This window comes from Streptomyces angustmyceticus (assembly GCF_019933235.1).
Classification (GTDB): Bacteria; Actinomycetota; Actinomycetes; order Streptomycetales; family Streptomycetaceae; genus Streptomyces; species Streptomyces angustmyceticus.
Map to the genome: position 1 here is coordinate 4,608,918 of NZ_CP082945.1, position 17,056 is coordinate 4,625,973.

Consider the following 17,056-nt stretch of genomic DNA (forward strand, 5'->3'; position numbering starts at 1 on the left):
GGCGGCGGGGCCCGTCACCGGCTCAACTCCCGCTCCAGCGGGGTCCGGAAGCGCGGGGTGACGCGGACGTCCCCGATCCAGTCCGTCAGCCGGGCCGCCTCGGCCGCCACCGCGGCGGCCGCCTCGCCGCCGCTGTCCGCCAGCCGCCAGACGATCTCGCCGTCCGCGCGCTGGGCCCAGCCGCCGATGATCCGGCCGCACCACCACACCGTCGGCCCGATGTTGCCGCTGCGGTCGAAGAGCTGCGGTACGCGGGCCGGGTCGAGGTACCAGTCGCGGGCCTTCCAGCCCATCGCGGTGGGGTCGAGGCCGGGCAGCAGGGCGGCCCAGGGGGCGGGGGCGGCGACCGGTTCGAGGTCGTCGGGCAGCGCGACGCCGGGGGCGCCGTCGTCCAGGTCCACCTCGACGGCCCCGACGGCGGCCAGGGCCTGCCGGGTCGCGGTGAGCGTCCACCCCGTCCACCACGTGAGGTCCTCGACGGTCGCCGGGCCGTACGCGGCGAGCCAGCGGCGGGCGAGGGCGGCGCGCGCCTCGGGGGCCGGCGGCGCGGGCAGTTCGGCGAACGCGGTGCCCGGCCGCCAGCGGAAGGAGCTGCTGGTCCAGCCGCCGCGCGGGCGTCCGCGCCGGATGCGGCCCTCGGCGGCCAGGGTCCGCAGGATGCGGCTGGAGACGGCGACCGTGGCCTGGTACGGCTTGCCGGGGGAGTTCACGACGGTCTCGCGCAGGTCGGGCACCTCGGCGGCGAGTTCGGCGGCGGTGGCCTCGCCGTGGGCGCGCAGCGCGGCCAGCGTCCGCGCCTCGACGTCGGCCAGCCGCCGCTCGTCCCAGCCCGGGGCGCCCTCGGTGAGCCACTTGAGCGTGCCCGCCCGCTCCTTGGCGGCGATCGCCCGCGCGGTGGACGAGACGACGACCGGGGTCAGTGCGGCGCCGACCGCGAAGAGGGTGCGGCGCATGCACAGCAGCCGGACCAGTGATCCGTCGTCGTACAGCGCGCGTTCCACCGCGGCCGGGTCCGGGGCGGCCAGCCGGGCGCAGGCCGCCAGATGGACCGTCGCCGGGTCGCTGGCGTGCAGCGCCACGACCGCGTCGGCGACCTCCTCGCTGCGGGCGGCGCGGTGCGCGGGCGCGAGCAACTGCCGCCGTCCGAGGCGGGCACGGCGTTGGGCGGTGTCGATACGGGGGCGCGAGCGGGTCATACGGTGACGGTACGGGGCGGGTAGGACAGGTGGTGTCCTACCCGGGCGTCGCCTCTTCGGGGGCCTGTCCGGGCGGGGCCCCGCCGTCACCCCGCCCGGCGCCGTACCGCTCCCGCAGCTCCCGTTTGAGCACCTTGCCCAGGGTGGCGCCGCGCGGCAGGGCGGCCGGCAGCTCCAGGCGTTCGGGGAGCTTGTGCGGGGCGAGGCCCTGGGCGAGGAGGTGCGAGCGGACCTCGTCCAGGGTCAGCGCGGCGGCTCCCGGCGGCTGCTCGACGACGGCGCAGACGCGTTCCCCGCGCCGGTCGTCCGGCAGCCCGATGACCGCCGCGTCGGCGACGCCGGGGTGCCGATGGAGGAGTTCCTCGATCTCCTGGGCGGAGATGTTCTCGCCCTTGCGGATGATGATGTCCTTGAGGCGGCCGGTGACGACGAGGTGGCCGGTGGGCGTGAGGCGGCCGAGGTCGCCGGTGGGCAGAAAGCCGTCGGCGTCGAAGGGGGACGGCTCGTCGAGGTAGCCGCGGCAGACGGCCGGGCCGCGCACGGATATCTCCCCGGTGCCCGGGGCGATACGGATGTCCATGCCGGCGGGGGGCCGCCCGTCGGTGGTGGCGAGGAGTTCGGGGCTGTCGTCCGGATCGCCCATGGTGACCATCGGGGCCTCGGTCAGGGCGTAGCCGTGGGCCAGCCGGCAGCCGAGTGCGGCGACGACCTCGTGGTGGAGCGCGGGCGGCCGGGGCGCCCCGCCGCCTGCCAGCAGCCGCAGCGACGGCAGCAGCCGGCGGCCCGGCGGCAGTGTGCGCTGTTCGCCGAGGAAGAGGGAGTAGAAGGCGGTGGAGCCGCCGGCGATCGTGACGCGGTGGCGGCGGTAGGCGGGCAGCGAGCCGGGCAGCGCGAAGTGTTCCAGCAGGACGGCCGGGATGCCGTGCAGCAGGAGCAGGACGGTGTAGTCGGGGCCCGCGACATGGGCGTAGGGGAAGGCCATCGAGCCGACGTCGGACGGGCGCGGGCGCAGCGCCTCGCCCAGGGTGCGGCCGGCGGTGCGCAGGCTGTGGTCGGTGTGCAGCACCCCCTTGGGGCCCGCGGTGGTGCCGGAGGTCCAGTAGATCCACCGGACCTCGTCGGCGTCGGCGGGCGGCGGGGGCAGCACGGCCGGGTCGGCGTCGGGGAGGGTGCCGTACGCGTCGAGGACGGTGAGCGGTCCTGCCAGGCGGGCGGCCAGCCGGCGGGCCATCGCGCCGTGGTCGAAGCCGCGCAGGACGCCGGGGACGGCGAGGAAGGCGGCACCGGTGCGGCGCAGCACCTGGCCCACCTCGTGGTCGCGGTAGAGCGGGACGACCGGGCTCTGGACGGCGCCGATCCGGGCCAGGGCGAGGCTGAGCAGCACGGTCTCGATCCGGGTCGGCAGCTGCCAGACGACCCGGGTGCCGGGCCGTACGCCGCGTTCGTACAGGCCGGCCGCGACCCGTTCCGCGCGTTCGTGCAGGGCGCCGAAGGTGATCCGCCGCTCGTGCCGGGCGGACGCGGCGCCCTGGACGAGGGCGGTGGCGCCGGGGCTGCGGGCGGCCCGCCAGGCGACCAGGTCCCAGAGCGTGCTGCCGGTCATCCGCCCCTCCCACAGAGCTGACGAAGCGTCAGGCCAAGTGCCGAGATTAGAGGCCGGCGCCTTGTCGGTCCAGGGGGCCGCGGCTAGCCTGATAGCTGACGGCCCATCAGAAACGGTCGAGGGGGCGGCGATGGACCTCACGTACTCACCGGAAGAGGAAGACTTCCGGGCCCGGCTGCGCACCTGGCTCGGCGAGGTGCTGCCGGGCCTCCCCCCGAAACCCGCCGCGCGCGACTGGCCCGGCCGGCGGGCGTACGACACGGCCTGGCAGCGGATGCTGTTCGACGCCGGATACGCGGGCCTGCACTGGCCGCGGGACGCCGGCGGGCAGGGCGCCACCCCCACCCAGCACCTGATCTTCCTGGAGGAGACCGAGCGGGCCGGCGCGCCCTACGTCGGCGCGAACTTCGTCGGGCTGCTGCACGCCGGGCCCACCCTCGCCGCCGAGGGCAGCCCCGGGCAGCGCGCCCGCTGGCTGCCGCCGATCCTGCGCGGCGACGACGTCTGGTGCCAGGGCTTCAGCGAACCGGACGCCGGCTCCGACCTCGCCGCGCTGCGCACCCGGGCCGTGCGCGACGGGGACAGCTACGTCGTCAGCGGCGCCAAGATCTGGACCTCGCACGCCGAGGTCGCCGACTGGTGCGAACTCCTCGTCCGCACCGACCCGGACGTGCCCCGGCACCGCGGCATCAGCTGGCTGGCGATGCCGATGGACGCCCCGGGGGTGACCGTCCGGCCGCTGCGCACCCTGGCCGGCTCGACGGAGTTCGCCGAGGTGTTCCTCGACGAGGTGCGGATACCGGTCGGCAACCGCGTCGGCGCGGAGAACGACGGCTGGCGGGTGACGATGGTGACGCTGTCCTTCGAGCGCGGCACCGCCTTCGTCGGCGAGGTGGTCGCCTGCCGCCGGGTGCTCGGCGCGCTGGCCCGGGCGGCGCGCGCCAACGGCCGCTGGGACGATGACGTGCTGCGCCGCACACTGGGCCGGCTGAACGCGGAGTTCGCGGCGCTGTGGCGGCTGACCCAGTGGAACGTGAGCGAGGCGCAGCACGGTGGCGGCGTGCCGGGGACCGGCGGCTCGGTCTTCAAGCTCCGCTACTCCCACGCCCGCCAGGAGCTCTACGACGCGGCGGCCGAGGTGCTCGGCGCCGGCGCGCTGGACGCGGACCACGAGTGGGTCGCGGACCGGCTGTCGTCCCTCTCGTACACCATCGCGGCCGGTACCTCGCAGATCCAGAAGAACATCGTCGCCGAGCGCGTCCTCGGCCTGCCGAAGGGGCGGTGACGTGGACTTCCGACTCACCGAGGAGCAGCGGGCGTTGCGGGACGGCACCCGCGAGCTGCTGGCCAAACGCTTCGGCCGGGAGCGACTGCGGGCCGCGGTCGACGCCCCGGGGCTGGACCGTGCGCTGTGGCGGGAGCTGGGCGGGGCCGGGTTCTTCGCGCTGCGGCTGCCCGAGCGGGCCGGCGGGGTGGGGCTCGGCCTGCCGGAGGCGGTGCTGGTCCTGGAGGAGGCCGGGCGGGCGCTGCTGCCGGGGCCGCTGGTGGCCTGCCAGCTGCTGGCCGGGGCGGTGGACGGGGTCGCGGCCGGCGAGCGGATCGTCGCGCTGTGCGAGGCGGAGCGGGACCCGGTGCTGTGGGAACACCCCGGGGACTGCGATGAGTTGATCTTGGTGGAGGGCGGGGCGGGCCGCGGCGGCGCCGGGCCCGGTGGTGGGTCCGGCGACGGCCCCGGGGGCGCGCTGAGGGGCGCACAGGGGCGCACGGGCGGGGCCTGTCGGAGCGCGGCGGACCGGATCGCCCGCGCCCCGTTCACCTCCCTCGACCCCCTCACCCCCCTCGCCCGCGTCACGGACCTGCGCCGCACCGCGCCCCTCGCCCTGGACGTGCCCCGGCTCCGCCGCGAGGCCGCCCTGCTCACCGCGGCCCAGCAACTGGGCAGCGCCGTCCGCACCGTCGAGATGGCGGTGGGCCACGCCCGCGAGCGCGAGCAGTTCGGGGTGCCCATCGGCACGTTCCAGGCGATCAAGCACCTGTGCGCGCAGATGCTCGTCCGGGCGGAAATCGCCCGAAGTGCGGTGTATGCGGCGGCGGTCACGGAGCGTGCCGACGAAGTCACGGCCGCGAAGCTGCTCGCCGACGAGGCCGCGGTGCGCAATGCGCGGGACTGCCTGCAGGTGCACGGCGGGATGGGCTTCACCTGGGACGTCGACGTCCATCTGCATCTCAAGCGGGCCTGGTTGCGGGCCGAGCGCTGGGGGTCGGCCCGCGAGGCGGAGGAACTGCTGGCGGACGGCCTGCTCGCCTGACGGGGCCGGACGGCGGCCGCCGCGGTGACGGGTGGCGCCCGGCGATGCCGGACTCGGGCAACTCGTATGCGAAATGTCGGACTCGCCACACAGAAACGGTCACGCAGTGTCGATATCGGGTTGTGTCCTGGGCGTGACTCGTCACAGGGGGGAGTCGGCGCGCGGCTCGGGTACCCTCCGTGGGGTGCGAGTGGTTCTGTGGCGCAACGGACCCGGTGTCGTCGGTGAGACGGCTCCGGGGTACGGACTGCGCGCCGCTCGCCCTTGGGCGGGGCCCGGTCGCCCCCCTTGTTCGACTCCCCGCAAAGTGCGTCGCACAGTATGCAGGACGCATACTCCCTTGCGCTGGAATATGCCCGAAGCGCTTGTTGGGGTGACTCAACGTCAACCATGCTGTGCTTCACCGGGGTCACGCACCGTGACTCCGTGGAGGCGCGAGGCGATGTTTCCGCCGGTTCGGATGGTGTGAGCGGTGCAGGTGCTTCAGGTTCAGTTGGACGTACGGCCCGACCCGGCCGAGGTGGGGCGGGCCCGGCGGTGGGCCCGGTCGCGGCTCGTGGGTTCCGGTATAGGGGCCGACGAACCACTCGCGGAGACACTGATCCTCTTGATCTCCGAGCTCGTCACCAACGCCGTGGTGCACACCGGCGCGGCGGCCGAGCTGCGGATGTGCTTCTCCGGCTCGGGCGCCGTGGTCGGCACCGTCCGGGTCGAGGTGGTGGACGCCAGCGCCCGCCCGCCCCGTCAGCGGCACGCCGACGGCGACGACACCAACGGCCGCGGCCTGGAGCTGGTGGACGGCCTGGCCGACCGCTGGGGATGGCAGCAGGAGGGCGGCGGCAAGCGGATCTGGTGCGAGGTGGACCGCGGCCAGCCGCTGCTGATGGCGTCCGGATCCGACCTGGGGGCCTACGAACCGCAGCACGCGACGCCGCACGCCGTCTCGCACCAGGCGTGACCGCCCGGCCCGCTACGCAGGGTGAGATTTCCGGCGTATGCGGCAAAGCCGGGCGTCACTCCTGCGGCCCCCACCGGGTGTTGACGCGGCGTGCCCGGTTGATCACTCTTGGATGGAGCGATGCGCCGCGAGGGGACGTCGAGGTCGTGGGGCCGGGATGCCGGCCGGGGCCTCGGCGAGTGCGGATCGCGGCCTGGCGGGTTCCCCGCGACAGCGGGAGTGGTGGCGGTCCGCGGTGCCGTGCTCGGGGCGCGCACGGGCGCATCGCCACCGGCCGGCCGGGCGCCGTCGGGCCGCCGGCCGTCAGGGGCGGCGGCCCGTCGCGGCCCGCTCAGAGGATCGCCACGGGCGCGACCGGTGCCCCGGAGCCCCCGACGAACGGCTCGGCCATCGCGGACAGCAGGAACGTGTACCGCCCCGCCTCGGCGCAGGCCGCCGACAGCTCCTCCAGATTCCAGTTCTGGCCCTGCAGCATGCCCATCTCGACGAGGTGCAGCGCGTGCACCGGCATCCAGAGGTTCTCGATCTCCGGCGGGAAGATCTCGAAGGTCAGGGTGTCGTTGGCGACCGCCGCGACATCGCGCGCGTGGAACCACTCCGGGGTGCGCACCGACAGGCCGGGTGACGGGAACGCGTAGGACTGCCGGTCGCCGTCGAGGTAGTGCCGCAGCTGCCCGGTCCGTACGAGCACGATGTCGCCGGCCCGCACCGTCGTCCCGGCCAGCTCCTCGGCGGCGTCCAGGTCCTCCGGCGTGACGGCGTGCCCGCCGGACAGCCGGTCGGTGCCGTGGACGCGGGCCACGTCCAGGAGGATCCCGCGCGAGACGAGCGGGGCGGCCTTCTCGATGCCGAGGCGGGTGGCGCCGGCGTGCGCGGTGACCGAGTCGGCGGGGCGGTTGTTGTAGAGCCGCCCCGAGTGGGAGACATGGGCGAGGCCGTCCCAGTGGGTGGCGGCCTGGAGGCCCATCGTGACCGCGTCGTCCGTCGTCGCGACCGTGCCGGGGCCGAAGATCTCCTGGTTGACGGCGGTCATGGTGTGCAGCGGGTTGACCCGGCCGGGGATCACGCCGGTCTGTACGCCGTCCTGCCGGAGCGGGAGGGCGAGCGGCACGCGGCGGCCGCTGCGGACGCCGGCGGCGGCCTCCCGTACGACCCGGTCGGTGATCAGGTTGAGGGTGCCGATCTCGTCGTCCGCCCCCCAGCGCCCCCAGTTGTTCACGCGTTCGGCGATGTCGTGGAACTCCTGCGGCAGGGGCATGGGCCCTCCTCGGGCGGCCGGGTTCGATGCGCTCCGGGGTCTTGTGTTCGTTCGGTGTCTGCTCAAAAATCTAACGGTCCGTCAGAAACTGCGGGAAGGGTCACGGCATGGGGAACTTCTTGGCCGGCAAAGTGATCGCCGTCACGGGGGCGGGCCGCGGCATCGGCCGGGCGGTGGCTCTCGCCTGCGCGGAGCAGGGCGCCCGGGTGATCGTCAACGACTACGGGGTCGCCATCGACGGCGGCGGACCCAGCAGTGAGGTCGCCGAGGCCGTGGTGAAGGAGATCGAGGCGGCCGGCAAAACGGCCTCCGCGGTCGCCGACGACGTGTCCACCATGGCCGGCGGACAGCGGATCGTGGACACCGCGCTGGCGCAGTACGGGCGGATCGACGGCGTGGTCTGTGTCGCCGGGATCCTGCGGGAGCGGATGCTCTTCAATATGTCCGAGGAGGAGTGGGACCCGGTGATCGCCACCCACCTGAAGGGGACGTTCACCGTCTTCCGCGCGGCGTCCGCGGTCATGCGCCGCCAGGGCTCCGGGACCCTGCTGGGCTTCACCAGCGGCAACCACCAGGGATCGGTGTCCCAGGCCAACTACGCGTCCGCCAAGGGCGGCGTCATCTCGCTGGTCCGCAGCGCCGCGCTGGGCCTGCACAAATACGGGGTGACGGCCAACGCGGTGGCCCCGGTGGCGCGGACGAGGATGTCGGCGAACGTACCGATGGAACTGACGGAGATCGGCGAGCCGGAGGACGTCGCGGCGCTGGTCGTCTACCTGCTGAGCGACCGGGCCCGGGAGATCACCGGGCAGGTCTACACGGTCGCCGGGCCGAAGATCGCGGTGTGGGCCCAGCCGAGGGAGCTTCGCTCCGTGCACGCCGACGGGGGTGGGTGGACGCCGGAGCGGGTGGCGGAGGCGCTGCCGGGTTCCGTCGGGGCCGATCCCATGCCGATGCTGGCGCGGGTGGCGGAGATGGCGGCCGCGGCGGATGCGGGGGCGCGGCCGAACGTGTAGGTCTTTCCGCGTCTTTGGCTTTCCCGCCGTGGTTGTTGATCGCCGTTTGCCGCCCGCTGGCGCGGTGCGCTCGCCGTTGCTCCCCGTGGGTGGGTGGGGTCAGGTGGGCGGGGGTGGGCGAGGGAGGTTTTTGTGGACTTTGAGTTCGGGAGTGGGGACGAGGGGTTTCGGGCGGAGGCTCGTGACTGGCTTGCGGGGCATCTCGTGGGTGTCTATGCCGAGTTGGCGGGGCGCGGCGGGCCCGGGAGCGAGCACGAGGGGGTCGAGGGGCGGCGGGCCTGGGAGCGGGAGTTGGGGGCCGGTGGGTGGATCGGGCTCGGGTGGGAGTGCGCGGAGGGGGCGTACGGGAACCGGGTGGGGAGTCTGACGCAGCAGGTGGTGTGGGCCGAGGAGTATGCGCGGGCCAGGGCGCCGGGGCGGGCGGGGCACATCGGGGAGAACCTGTTGGCGCCGACGCTGCTCGCGTACGGGGACGAGGCGCAGCGGCGGAGGTTCCTGCCGGCCGTGGCCCGGGGCGAGGAGTTGTGGTGCCAGGGGTACAGCGAGCCGGAGGCCGGGTCGGATCTGGCGGGGCTGCGGACGGTGGCGGTCCGGGACGGCGGCGGGTATCGCGTCAGCGGGCAGAAGGTCTGGACGTCGCTGGCCCGGGAGGCCGACTGGTGTTTCGTGCTGGCGCGGACGGATCCGGGCGAGCGGCGGCATCGGGGGCTGTCGTTCCTGCTGGTGCCGATGGACCAGCCGGGGCGGATCGAGGTGCGGCCGATCCGGCAGATGTCGGGGACGGCGGAGTTCAACGAGGTGTTTTTCGACGGGGCGAGGGCCCCGTACGTGGTGGGCGGGGAGGGCGCCGGCTGGCGGGTGGCCATGGGGCTGCTGGCGCGGGAGCGGGGGGTGTCCACGCTCGTGCAGCAGATCGGGTTCGCGGCGGAGCTGGCGGAGGTCGTGGCGGCCGCGGTGCGCTCCGGTGCGCTGCGGGACCCCGTGCTGCGTGACCGACTCGTCGCGCAGTGGGCCGAGTTGAAGGTCATGCGGTGGAACGCGCTGCGGACCCTGGGCGCGGCCGGGGACGCCGGTGCGCCGAGTGTGGCGAAGCTGCTGTGGGGCGGCTGGCATCAGCGGCTGGGCGAGCTGGCGATGCGGGTGCGCGGGGCCGCCGCGGCGCTGGGCCCCGCCGACTGGACCGCGCGGGCGCCGTACGAACTCGACGCGCTGCAGCGGCTGTTCCTGTTCACCCGGGCCGACACCCTCTACGGCGGCTCGGACGAGATCCAGCGGAACATCATCGCCGAGCGGGTGCTCGGCCTGCCCAGAGTGGAGCGGATGTGAGAGGTGTCGTGTTCGACGGCGAGCAGCCCCGGGTCGTGGACGACCTGGAGGTGCGGGAGCCGGGGCCGGGCGAGGTGCTGGTCGGCATCCGGGCCGCGGGGCTGTGCCACAGCGATCTGTCGGTGGTCGACGGGACCATCCCGTTTCCGGTGCCGGTGGTGCTGGGGCACGAGGGGGCGGGGGTGGTCGAGGCCGTGGGCGCGGGCGTCGGCCATGTGGAGCCCGGTGATCATGTCGCGCTGTCGACGCTGGCCAACTGCGGGGCGTGCGCGGAGTGCGACCGGGGGCGGCCGACGATGTGCCGGAAGGCGATCGGGATGCCCCAGAAGCCGTTCCGGCGCGGCGAATCCGAGCTGTTCAGCTTCGCGTCGAACTCGGCGTTCGCGGAGCGTACGGTCGTCAAGGCGGTGCAGGCGGTGAAGATCGCCGAGGACATTCCGCTGACGTCGGCCGCGCTGATCGGCTGCGGGGTGTTGACCGGGGTCGGGGCGGTGCTCAACCGGGCGAAGGTGGACCGCGGGGACTCCGTCGTGGTGATCGGGGCGGGCGGGATCGGCCTCAACGTCCTCCAGGGGGCGCGGATCGCCGGGGCGTCGGTGATCGTGGCGGTGGACGCCAACCCCGCGAAGGAGACGGTGGCGCGGCAGTTCGGAGCCACCCACTTCATCGACGCGTCGGCGGCGCCGGACGGCGTCAAGGCGGTGAAGGAGATCCTGCCGACCGGCGCCGACCATGCCTTCGAGTGCGTGGGCAGCACCCGGCTGATCCGGCAGGCCGTCGACCTCCTGGACCGGCACGGCCAGGCGGTGCTGCTCGGCGTGCCGCCGGCCAGTGCGGAGGCGTCGTTCCGGGTGTCGTCGATGTACCTGGACAAGTCGATCCTGGGCTGCCGCTACGGCTCGTCCCGCCCGCAGCGGGACATCGCGCTCTACGCCCGGCTGTATCGCGAAGGGCGCCTGCTGCTCGACGAGTTGGTGACGAAGACGTACCCCGTGGAGGACTTCGCGAAGGCGGCGGACGACGCTCATCACGGGCGGGTGGCGCGGGCGGTGCTGACCTTCGGGTGAGGTGTGCCGGCCGGCTCCGGCCCGATCCTGAGGAACTCCGGCCCTGGCGGATCACTCCGTTACCGGCAGGCACTCGGCGAGCAGGGCGACGACGTCGCGCCAGGCCCGCCGCGCGTGCTGTGGGTGGTAGCCGACGCCGGGGCGCACGGGGTGGCCGACCGATGGGTGGTGGAAGGCGTGCAGGGCTCCGCCGTAGACCGCGAGGCGCCAGTCGACGCCCGCGGCCTGCATCTCGGCGGTGAACGCGTCCCGTTGCGCGGGCGGCATGATCGGGTCCTCCGACCCGACCCCGGCCCACACCGGGCAGCGGATGCGTGCCGCCTCGCCCGGCCGGCCCGTGGTCAGTGCGTTGACCGTCCCGATCGCACGCAGGTCCACGCCGTCGCGCCCGAGTTCCAGCGCGATCGCACCCCCGGTGCCGTAGCCGACGGCGGCGATCCGGTCGGGGTCGGCCCGCGGTTCGGCACGCAACACGTCGAGCGCCGCGTGGCCGATGCCCCGCATCCGGTCGGGGTCGGCGAGCAGCGGCATGCAACGGGCCAGCATCTCCTCGGGGTCGTCCAGATAGCGCCCGCCGTGGAGGTCGAAGGCCAGCGCCACATATCCCAGCTCGGCCAGCGCATCGGCCCGGCGGCGCTCGACGTCGCTGAGCCCCGTCCCTTCGGGGCCGATCAGGACCGCGGGCCGGCGGCCGGCACCGGCGGGGAGCGCGAGGTGCCCGGTCATCGTGAGGGCGTCGGCCGGGTAGGTGACCGTGCGCGTGGTGATCGTCGTCATGAGGTGGGACGGTAGTGACCGTCGAGCCCGGTGGGGCCGGTGTTCACCGAGGGCAGACGGTGGTCCGCCCCGGCTGTACCACCGGGCCGGCCGTGCTCACCCGCCGAGTTGCCCGAAGGAACCCCGGTGGAAGAGGAGCGGGCCGTGTGCGGCGGCGGACGGGTCCGTGCCGAGGGCTTCGACGTGGCCGACCACGATCAGGTGGTCGCCGCCGGTGTGCACGGCCTGGATCGTGCAGTCGATCCAGGCGGGCACGCCCGCGAGCCGTGGTGAACCGGTCGCCGGCGCGGCGGTGTGGTCCACACCGGCGAACTTGTCGCCGCCGCTGACCGCGAAGCCCCGGCACAGCTCGCCCTGGCCTGCGCCGAGGACGTTGACGCAGAACACCCCGGCGCGGGCGATCCGCGGCCAGGTCGTCGACGTGCGCGCCACCATGAACACCACCAGCGGCGGGTCGAGGGAGAGCGAGGCGAAGGACTGGCAGGCGAGACCGGCCGGCCCCGGCTCGCCGGGGGACGTGATGACCGTGACGCCGCTGGCGAAGTGCCCCAGGACCGCGCGGAATTCGGCCGGGTCCAGGGGGGCGCGCTCGTCGTCGCGTACCGCCCGCAGCGCCGGCCGAGGGTGGGGATCGGCGGGGGCGGCGGCCGTGGTGGGCGCGCCGACGGAGCGCAGGTACCGCACGGCCGTGGCCGCCATTGCAGCGTGTCCCATCATGGCTTCATTGAATCTGATGCAGCGTCAGATGTGAAGGAGCGGGACGCCGCGGCCACCCGCACGTGTGGTTTGCCGGGCGATCCGGGGCGATCTCGGCTGATTCGGGGGAGATTGGGAAGCGGATTCCTGATTGCGTGTCGACCGCGCGGGTAGCGTCCACCCCGGCCGCGTCCGTAGCCGAACACGGGGGAGAGTTCCGGTACATGGCCGATGCCAGAGCGTCGTCAGCTTCGTCCGCCGCGTCACCCACCTTCGACGAGGTCTTCTGCGGGCTGTTGCCCCGCCTCTACCGGAGGGCGGTGATGCTGGCCGGATCGCGACAGTCCGCGGAGGACGTGGTGCACGAGGCCTACCTCAGACTCGCGGCGCGTCCGCAGCGCTTCCTCGCCCATCCGGAGCCGTACGCCTACGCCTTCACCGCCGTGCTCAACGTCGCCCGGGACGCCTACCGCAAGGACCGGCGCCAGGTCCTGGTCGACGGGATGGACGGCGTGGAGGAGGGCGGGGCGGGCGCGGGATCCGGTGCGGCCCCGGGCGGCTGGGACGGCGGGGTGGAGCGGCGGCAGGCCGAGATCGAAGCGGTGCGGCTGCTGGGGAAGCTGTCGCACCGGCAGGCCGGCATCGTCATCCTGGTCGACCTCGACGGCTACACCCTCGACCAGGCCGCCAAGATCATGAAAGTGCACCGTGGTACCGCCGCCCGCCATCGCGCCCGCGCGCTGGACAGGCTCCGCGCCTACCTCGTTGCATCGGAGCACGGGCAGGCCGGGAGGTGAGCGGCGCGGTGGGTGTGGGGCCACGCTACGACGGCGGTGCGGGCAGTGCGGGCGGCGGCGGCCGGGACTTCGGGGGCGGCCGGGGCGGCGGCCCCGGGGACGACGCCGAAGCGCTGCTGCGGGCCCGGCTGCGGCTCGCGGACGAACAGATCGAGACACCGCCCGGCCTGTGGGGCCGCGTCAGGGACCCCGGCGCCACGCCGGCCCCCGCCGTGGCCGCACTGCCCCGGAGGCGGCCGTACGCGGTCGCGCTCGTGGTGGCGGCCGCGGTGGCCGCGGTGGTGCTGAGCGTGTGGTGGCTGGTGCGCCCCGGGCCCGTCGCGCTGCGGCCGGCGGGCCCGCCGGCGACGGTGAAGGTCACCGTCTACAACAGCGAACGGGCCTGCCGTACGGGCCGCTCCCTGGAGTGTGCCCTGCGGCTGGCCAGGGACCCGCGCGCCGAGTACGCCGCGCGCGGCAACTCCGCCGGCCGGGTCTGGCACGGCGACGGCCTCGCCGCGCACTGCGTGGTGACCGACGGCCGGATGGTCCGCGACGAGGCGGGCGTCACCTCCACCCGCTGGTATCTCGTCACCACCGGGCAGGGCGTGCGTGGGTGGCTGCCGGGGGTGCGGACGCGGAACACCCGCGAGGTGCGGGAGTGCCCGGGGGGGGAGAGGTAGGGCGGGCGGCCGCCGGGCCGGGGGTGCGCCTGTGGTCCGGGGCCGGGGCCGGACCGTGGCCGGAACGGTCGGCTCCGCCCGTACGGTCCGGATCACCGGCCCCGGTAGGCGGGGGTGCGGCGTGCCACGAAGGCGGCGACGCCCTCCTGGGCGTCCGTCGTCGTCATATTGATCTCCTGGGCGGTGGCCTCGGCGGCGAAGGCCGTCGCCCGGTCGGCGTCGAGCGAGGCGTTGACCAGCTGCTTGGTCAGGGCCAGTGCCCGGGTCGGGCCCGTCGCCAGCCGCTCCGCCCACTCCCGTGCCGTCTTGGTCAGCTCGCCGTCGGGGACGACGCGGTTGACCAGTCCCAGCCGGGCCGCCTCGGCAGCCGGTACGGCGTCGCCGAAGAACATCAGCTCCTTGGCGCGCTGCGGGCCGATCAGCCGCGGCAGGAGGTAGGCGCCGCCGCCGTCCGGGACCAGCCCGCGGCGTACGAACACCTCCAGGAAGCGGGCCGATTCGGCGGCCAGCACCAGATCGCAGGCGAGCGCGAGGTGGGCGCCGAGCCCGGCCGCGGTGCCGTTGACGGCGGCGATGACCGGCTTCTCGCAGTCCAGCACCGCCGCGATGAGCCGCTGGGCGCCGTCGCGGATCAGCCGGGCGACATCGCCGGCGACCCGTTCCCGCGACGACGGCGAACCGCGGAGGTCCGCACCCGCGCAGAACCCCCGGCCGGTCGCGGTGAGGACCACGGCCCGTACGCCGGGGTCGGACGAGGCGTCGGCGAGCCGGCGGATGAGGCGTTCGCGCTGCTCCTGGGTGAGGGCGTTCATCGCCTCGGGCCGGTTGAGGGTGAGCCACGCGACGCCGTTGTCAGTGGTGTGCAGTATCAAGGAATCGACGGGGTCCGCGCGGTCGGGGGAAACGGCACGGGCGGCGCCGTCGGCGGGCCGGCCGGGCCCGGCGGGCTCGACGGGCCCGGTGGGGCCGGCGGCAGGGGGAACGGCATCGGGGGACGGTGAGGGCGTCATGGGGGAGCGGCTCCCAAGGGTGCGGTCGTGGTGGGCATGGGTGCGGGCACGGGCATGGGTGCGGGTGCGTGGACGGGTGCGCGGGTGGTCAGGGGCAGATGGCCAGCGCGTCGAGGGCCACGGCGCCCTCCCCGCGGGGCAGCACCACCAGCGGATTGATGTCCAACTCGGCGAGTTCGCCGTCGAGTTCGAGCGCCATGCGCTGCACCCTGAGCACGACCTCGACCAGCGCGTCGACGTCCGCGGGCGGTGCGCCGCGCACCCCGTCCAGCAGGGCGCGGCCGCGGAGTTCGGCGAGCATCGCGCGCGCCCGGTCCTCGCCGAAGGGCGGAATGCCCACCGCGACGTCCTGCAGGACGTCCACGAGCACCCCGCCGAGCCCCACGGTCACGGTCGGTCCGAAGAGGCTGTCGTGGGTGATGCCGACGACCATCTCGACGCCCCGCTCGATCATCTGGCAGACCAGCACACCGTCCAGCGGGACGTCCTCGTAACGGGCGATGTCGGTGAGCTCGCGATAGGCGTCCCTGACCTGGCTGGCCGAGGTCAGCTGGACCTTGACCAGGCCGAGTTCGGTCTTGTGCGCCAGCTGCGGCCCGGAGGCCTTCATCACCACGGGATAGCCGACCAGGCTCGCCGCCCGTACGGCCGCCGCGGCGCTGGTCACCAGCTGTTCGCGCGGGACCCGGATGCCGTAGGCGCGCAGCAGCTGCTTGGCCGCGTGTTCGCTGAGCGGCTGGCCCGGGCGCATCAGCGCCCGTGCCTTGCGCGCGGAGGGGGACGCGGTGCGCGGGGCGTCGTCGAAGGGGGAGCGGTAGCCGGCGACGAAGCGGTGGTGGTCCAGATAGGCGCGTACGGCGGTGATGCAGTTGGCGAAGGTGCGGAAGGTCGCCACCCGCGAGGAGCCGAGGAGGGTGCCGCGGTAGGCGTCCTCGGTGCCGACCGGCGAGCCCCACACCACACATACCAGCTTGTCCGTCTGCTCCGCCGCGTCCACCAGGTCCTGCGCGAGCTTGTCGCTCATGGGCGGGAAGGGGCCGGTGATCGGGCAGATCAGGACGCCGACGGACGGGTCGGCCAGGAGGGCGTCGATGATCTTGCGGCCGCGCCAGTCGCCGACCGGGTGCCCGCCGTTGTCGACGGGGTTCGCGACGCTGAGGTAGTCCGGTATCCACTGGTGCAGCTCGGCCTGCTTGGCGTCCCCGAGGGTGGGCAGCCGCAGCCCCGCCGCGGTCGCCAGGTCGGAGAAGTGGGCACCCGTGCCGCCGGAGATCGAATAGACGGCCACGCCCTCCGCGGTGGGCTTCCTGGCGCGGGCCAGCAGGGCCGCGGTGTCCTGCAGCTCGTCCAGCCCGTCCACCCGGATCACGCCGAACTGCCGCATCGCCGCGTCCACGACCCCGTCGGCGCCGGTGAGCTTGCCGGTGTGCGAGAGCGCCATCCGGGCGCCGGTCTCGGTGCGTCCGACCTTCACGGCGACGACGGGCACCTTGTTGCGGGCGGCGCGGTCGGCGGCCAGCAGAAAGCTGCGGCCGTCCTTGAGGCCCTCCACATAGGCGGCGATGGCGCCGACCTCGGGGCGGGTGGCGAAGTAGGAGAGGAAGTCGGCGGTCTCCAGATCGGCCTCGTTGCCGGTGGGGGCCCAGTGCGAGAGGCGGATGCCCAGTTCCTGGAGGCTGAAGACGGGGCGGCCCTGGTGGCCCGACTGCGTGATCAGGGCGATGGCCGGGCCGTCCAGGTCCTCGCGGAACCTCTCGAAGGCGTTGAGGTTGGTGTTCGGGCCGAGCAGCCGCAGGCCGGAACGCTCGACCACCTCGGCCAGCCGGGCCTGGGCGGCCGCGCCGCGCTCACCGGTCTCGGCGAAGCCGGAGGCGAACGCCACGGCGAACTTCACCTTGGCCTCGCCGAGCTGCTCGATGACGGGCAGCGGGTCGCCGACGAGGAGCACGGCGAGATCGACGGTCTCCGGCAGGTCGGCGACGGTGGCGTGACAAGGGCGCCCGAAGACCTCGGCGCGTCCCGGATTGACGGGGTGGAGCCGGGCGCCGACCCGCTCCGCCCAGGCGATCAGCTGCCGGGTGATGCCCGTGTTGGGGCGGCCCTCGCTGTCCGAGGCCCCGATCACGGCCACGGACTCGGGCCGGAAGAACCGCTCCAGGTCGGGCACCGGAGCCTGCAGCGGACGCCCGCTGACATCGCGGTCGACCGCCCGTGCGCCCTGTCCGCCGTCGCCGGGATGAGGTTCACTGATGCCGTGCACGGTGTGCGGTGGTTGCTCCCCACAGGCCAAGACGCGGGCCGGCCGGGAGTGCGTGGTGAGGGTGCCGTGAGTCGATCCAAGCATCGCAGACGCCCGCTCCTGTGTGAGGCCTCTCGTTCCA

15 protein-coding genes are annotated in these 17,056 nt (G+C 74.5%); 8 read left to right on the plus strand and 7 right to left on the minus strand.

Annotation, left to right across the window (positions count from 1 at the left end; all coding sequences use genetic code 11):
* Window positions 1-14: 14 nt before the first annotated feature.
* Window positions 15-1,196, minus strand: a complete 1,182-nt coding sequence (locus tag K7396_RS20785; RefSeq protein ID WP_086720282.1) for a DNA glycosylase AlkZ-like family protein — start codon at window positions 1,194-1,196, stop codon at window positions 15-17.
* A gap of 37 nt (window positions 1,197-1,233) precedes the next feature.
* On the minus strand, window positions 1,234-2,799 hold the full coding sequence (locus tag K7396_RS20790; protein WP_086720281.1) for a class I adenylate-forming enzyme family protein: 1,566 nt from the start codon (window positions 2,797-2,799) through the stop codon (window positions 1,234-1,236).
* 130 nt (window positions 2,800-2,929) lie between these two features.
* Between K7396_RS20790 and K7396_RS20795 the strand changes: the two genes are divergently transcribed.
* The 3 genes from K7396_RS20795 to K7396_RS20805 all read left to right on the plus strand — a co-directional run bounded on the left by K7396_RS20795 (window position 2,930) and on the right by K7396_RS20805 (window position 6,066).
* Entirely contained in the window at window positions 2,930-4,084 is a 1,155-nt protein-coding gene (locus K7396_RS20795) for an acyl-CoA dehydrogenase family protein (RefSeq protein ID WP_152105148.1), read from the plus strand.
* A 1-nt stretch (window position 4,085) separates the two neighbouring features.
* Window positions 4,086-5,108, plus strand: a complete 1,023-nt coding sequence (locus K7396_RS20800) for an acyl-CoA dehydrogenase family protein (protein WP_152105147.1) — start codon at window positions 4,086-4,088, stop codon at window positions 5,106-5,108.
* Between the two features lie 472 nt (window positions 5,109-5,580).
* On the plus strand, window positions 5,581-6,066 hold the full coding sequence (locus K7396_RS20805) for an ATP-binding protein (RefSeq protein WP_086720996.1): 486 nt from the start codon (window positions 5,581-5,583) through the stop codon (window positions 6,064-6,066).
* A 331-nt stretch (window positions 6,067-6,397) separates the two neighbouring features.
* On the opposite strand, the gene K7396_RS20810 is transcribed toward K7396_RS20805, so the two are convergent.
* Window positions 6,398-7,324 (minus strand): cyclase family protein, encoded by a 927-nt coding sequence (locus tag K7396_RS20810; RefSeq protein ID WP_086720995.1) that lies wholly within the window; start codon window positions 7,322-7,324, stop codon window positions 6,398-6,400.
* Between the two features lie 107 nt (window positions 7,325-7,431).
* Between K7396_RS20810 and K7396_RS20815 the strand changes: the two genes are divergently transcribed.
* From K7396_RS20815 to K7396_RS20825, 3 genes are all read left to right on the plus strand, one after another.
* On the plus strand, window positions 7,432-8,340 hold the full coding sequence (locus tag K7396_RS20815) for an SDR family oxidoreductase (protein WP_086720994.1): 909 nt from the start codon (window positions 7,432-7,434) through the stop codon (window positions 8,338-8,340).
* A gap of 132 nt (window positions 8,341-8,472) precedes the next feature.
* Window positions 8,473-9,666 (plus strand): acyl-CoA dehydrogenase family protein, encoded by a 1,194-nt coding sequence (locus K7396_RS20820; RefSeq protein WP_152105146.1) that lies wholly within the window; start codon window positions 8,473-8,475, stop codon window positions 9,664-9,666.
* Window positions 9,663-10,733 (plus strand): Zn-dependent alcohol dehydrogenase, encoded by a 1,071-nt coding sequence (locus K7396_RS20825; RefSeq protein WP_086718711.1) that lies wholly within the window; start codon window positions 9,663-9,665, stop codon window positions 10,731-10,733. Before K7396_RS20820 ends, K7396_RS20825 begins: the two co-directional genes overlap by 4 nt.
* A 51-nt stretch (window positions 10,734-10,784) precedes the next feature.
* On the opposite strand, the gene K7396_RS20830 is transcribed toward K7396_RS20825, so the two are convergent.
* Both K7396_RS20830 and K7396_RS20835 read right to left on the minus strand, forming a co-directional pair.
* Window positions 10,785-11,510 carry a dienelactone hydrolase family protein gene (locus tag K7396_RS20830; RefSeq protein WP_086718712.1) on the minus strand — a complete coding sequence of 242 codons (726 nt, stop codon included), beginning with the start codon at window positions 11,508-11,510 and terminating at the stop codon, window positions 10,785-10,787.
* A 96-nt stretch (window positions 11,511-11,606) separates the two neighbouring features.
* Entirely contained in the window at window positions 11,607-12,227 is a 621-nt protein-coding gene (locus tag K7396_RS20835) for a flavin reductase family protein (RefSeq protein WP_223660133.1), read from the minus strand.
* A gap of 203 nt (window positions 12,228-12,430) precedes the next feature.
* Here K7396_RS20835 and K7396_RS20840 point away from each other — a divergent pair, with 203 nt between their 5' ends.
* Complete coding sequence (locus tag K7396_RS20840) at window positions 12,431-13,003, plus strand: RNA polymerase sigma factor (RefSeq protein ID WP_152105145.1); 573 nt, start codon at window positions 12,431-12,433, stop codon at window positions 13,001-13,003.
* 8 nt (window positions 13,004-13,011) lie between these two features.
* Window positions 13,012-13,665 carry a hypothetical protein gene (locus K7396_RS20845; protein ID WP_223660134.1) on the plus strand — a complete coding sequence of 218 codons (654 nt, stop codon included), beginning with the start codon at window positions 13,012-13,014 and terminating at the stop codon, window positions 13,663-13,665.
* A 92-nt stretch (window positions 13,666-13,757) separates the two neighbouring features.
* Here the strand turns inward: K7396_RS20845 and K7396_RS20850 are convergent, their stop codons facing one another.
* Window positions 13,758-14,675 carry an enoyl-CoA hydratase/isomerase family protein gene (locus K7396_RS20850; protein ID WP_152105143.1) on the minus strand — a complete coding sequence of 306 codons (918 nt, stop codon included), beginning with the start codon at window positions 14,673-14,675 and terminating at the stop codon, window positions 13,758-13,760.
* 88 nt (window positions 14,676-14,763) lie between these two features.
* The gene (locus tag K7396_RS20855) at window positions 14,764-17,019 is read right to left on the minus strand and encodes an acetate--CoA ligase family protein (RefSeq protein ID WP_086721532.1); all 2,256 of its coding nucleotides are present in this window, start codon (window positions 17,017-17,019) and stop codon (window positions 14,764-14,766) included.
* Between the last annotated feature and the right edge of the window lie 37 nt (window positions 17,020-17,056).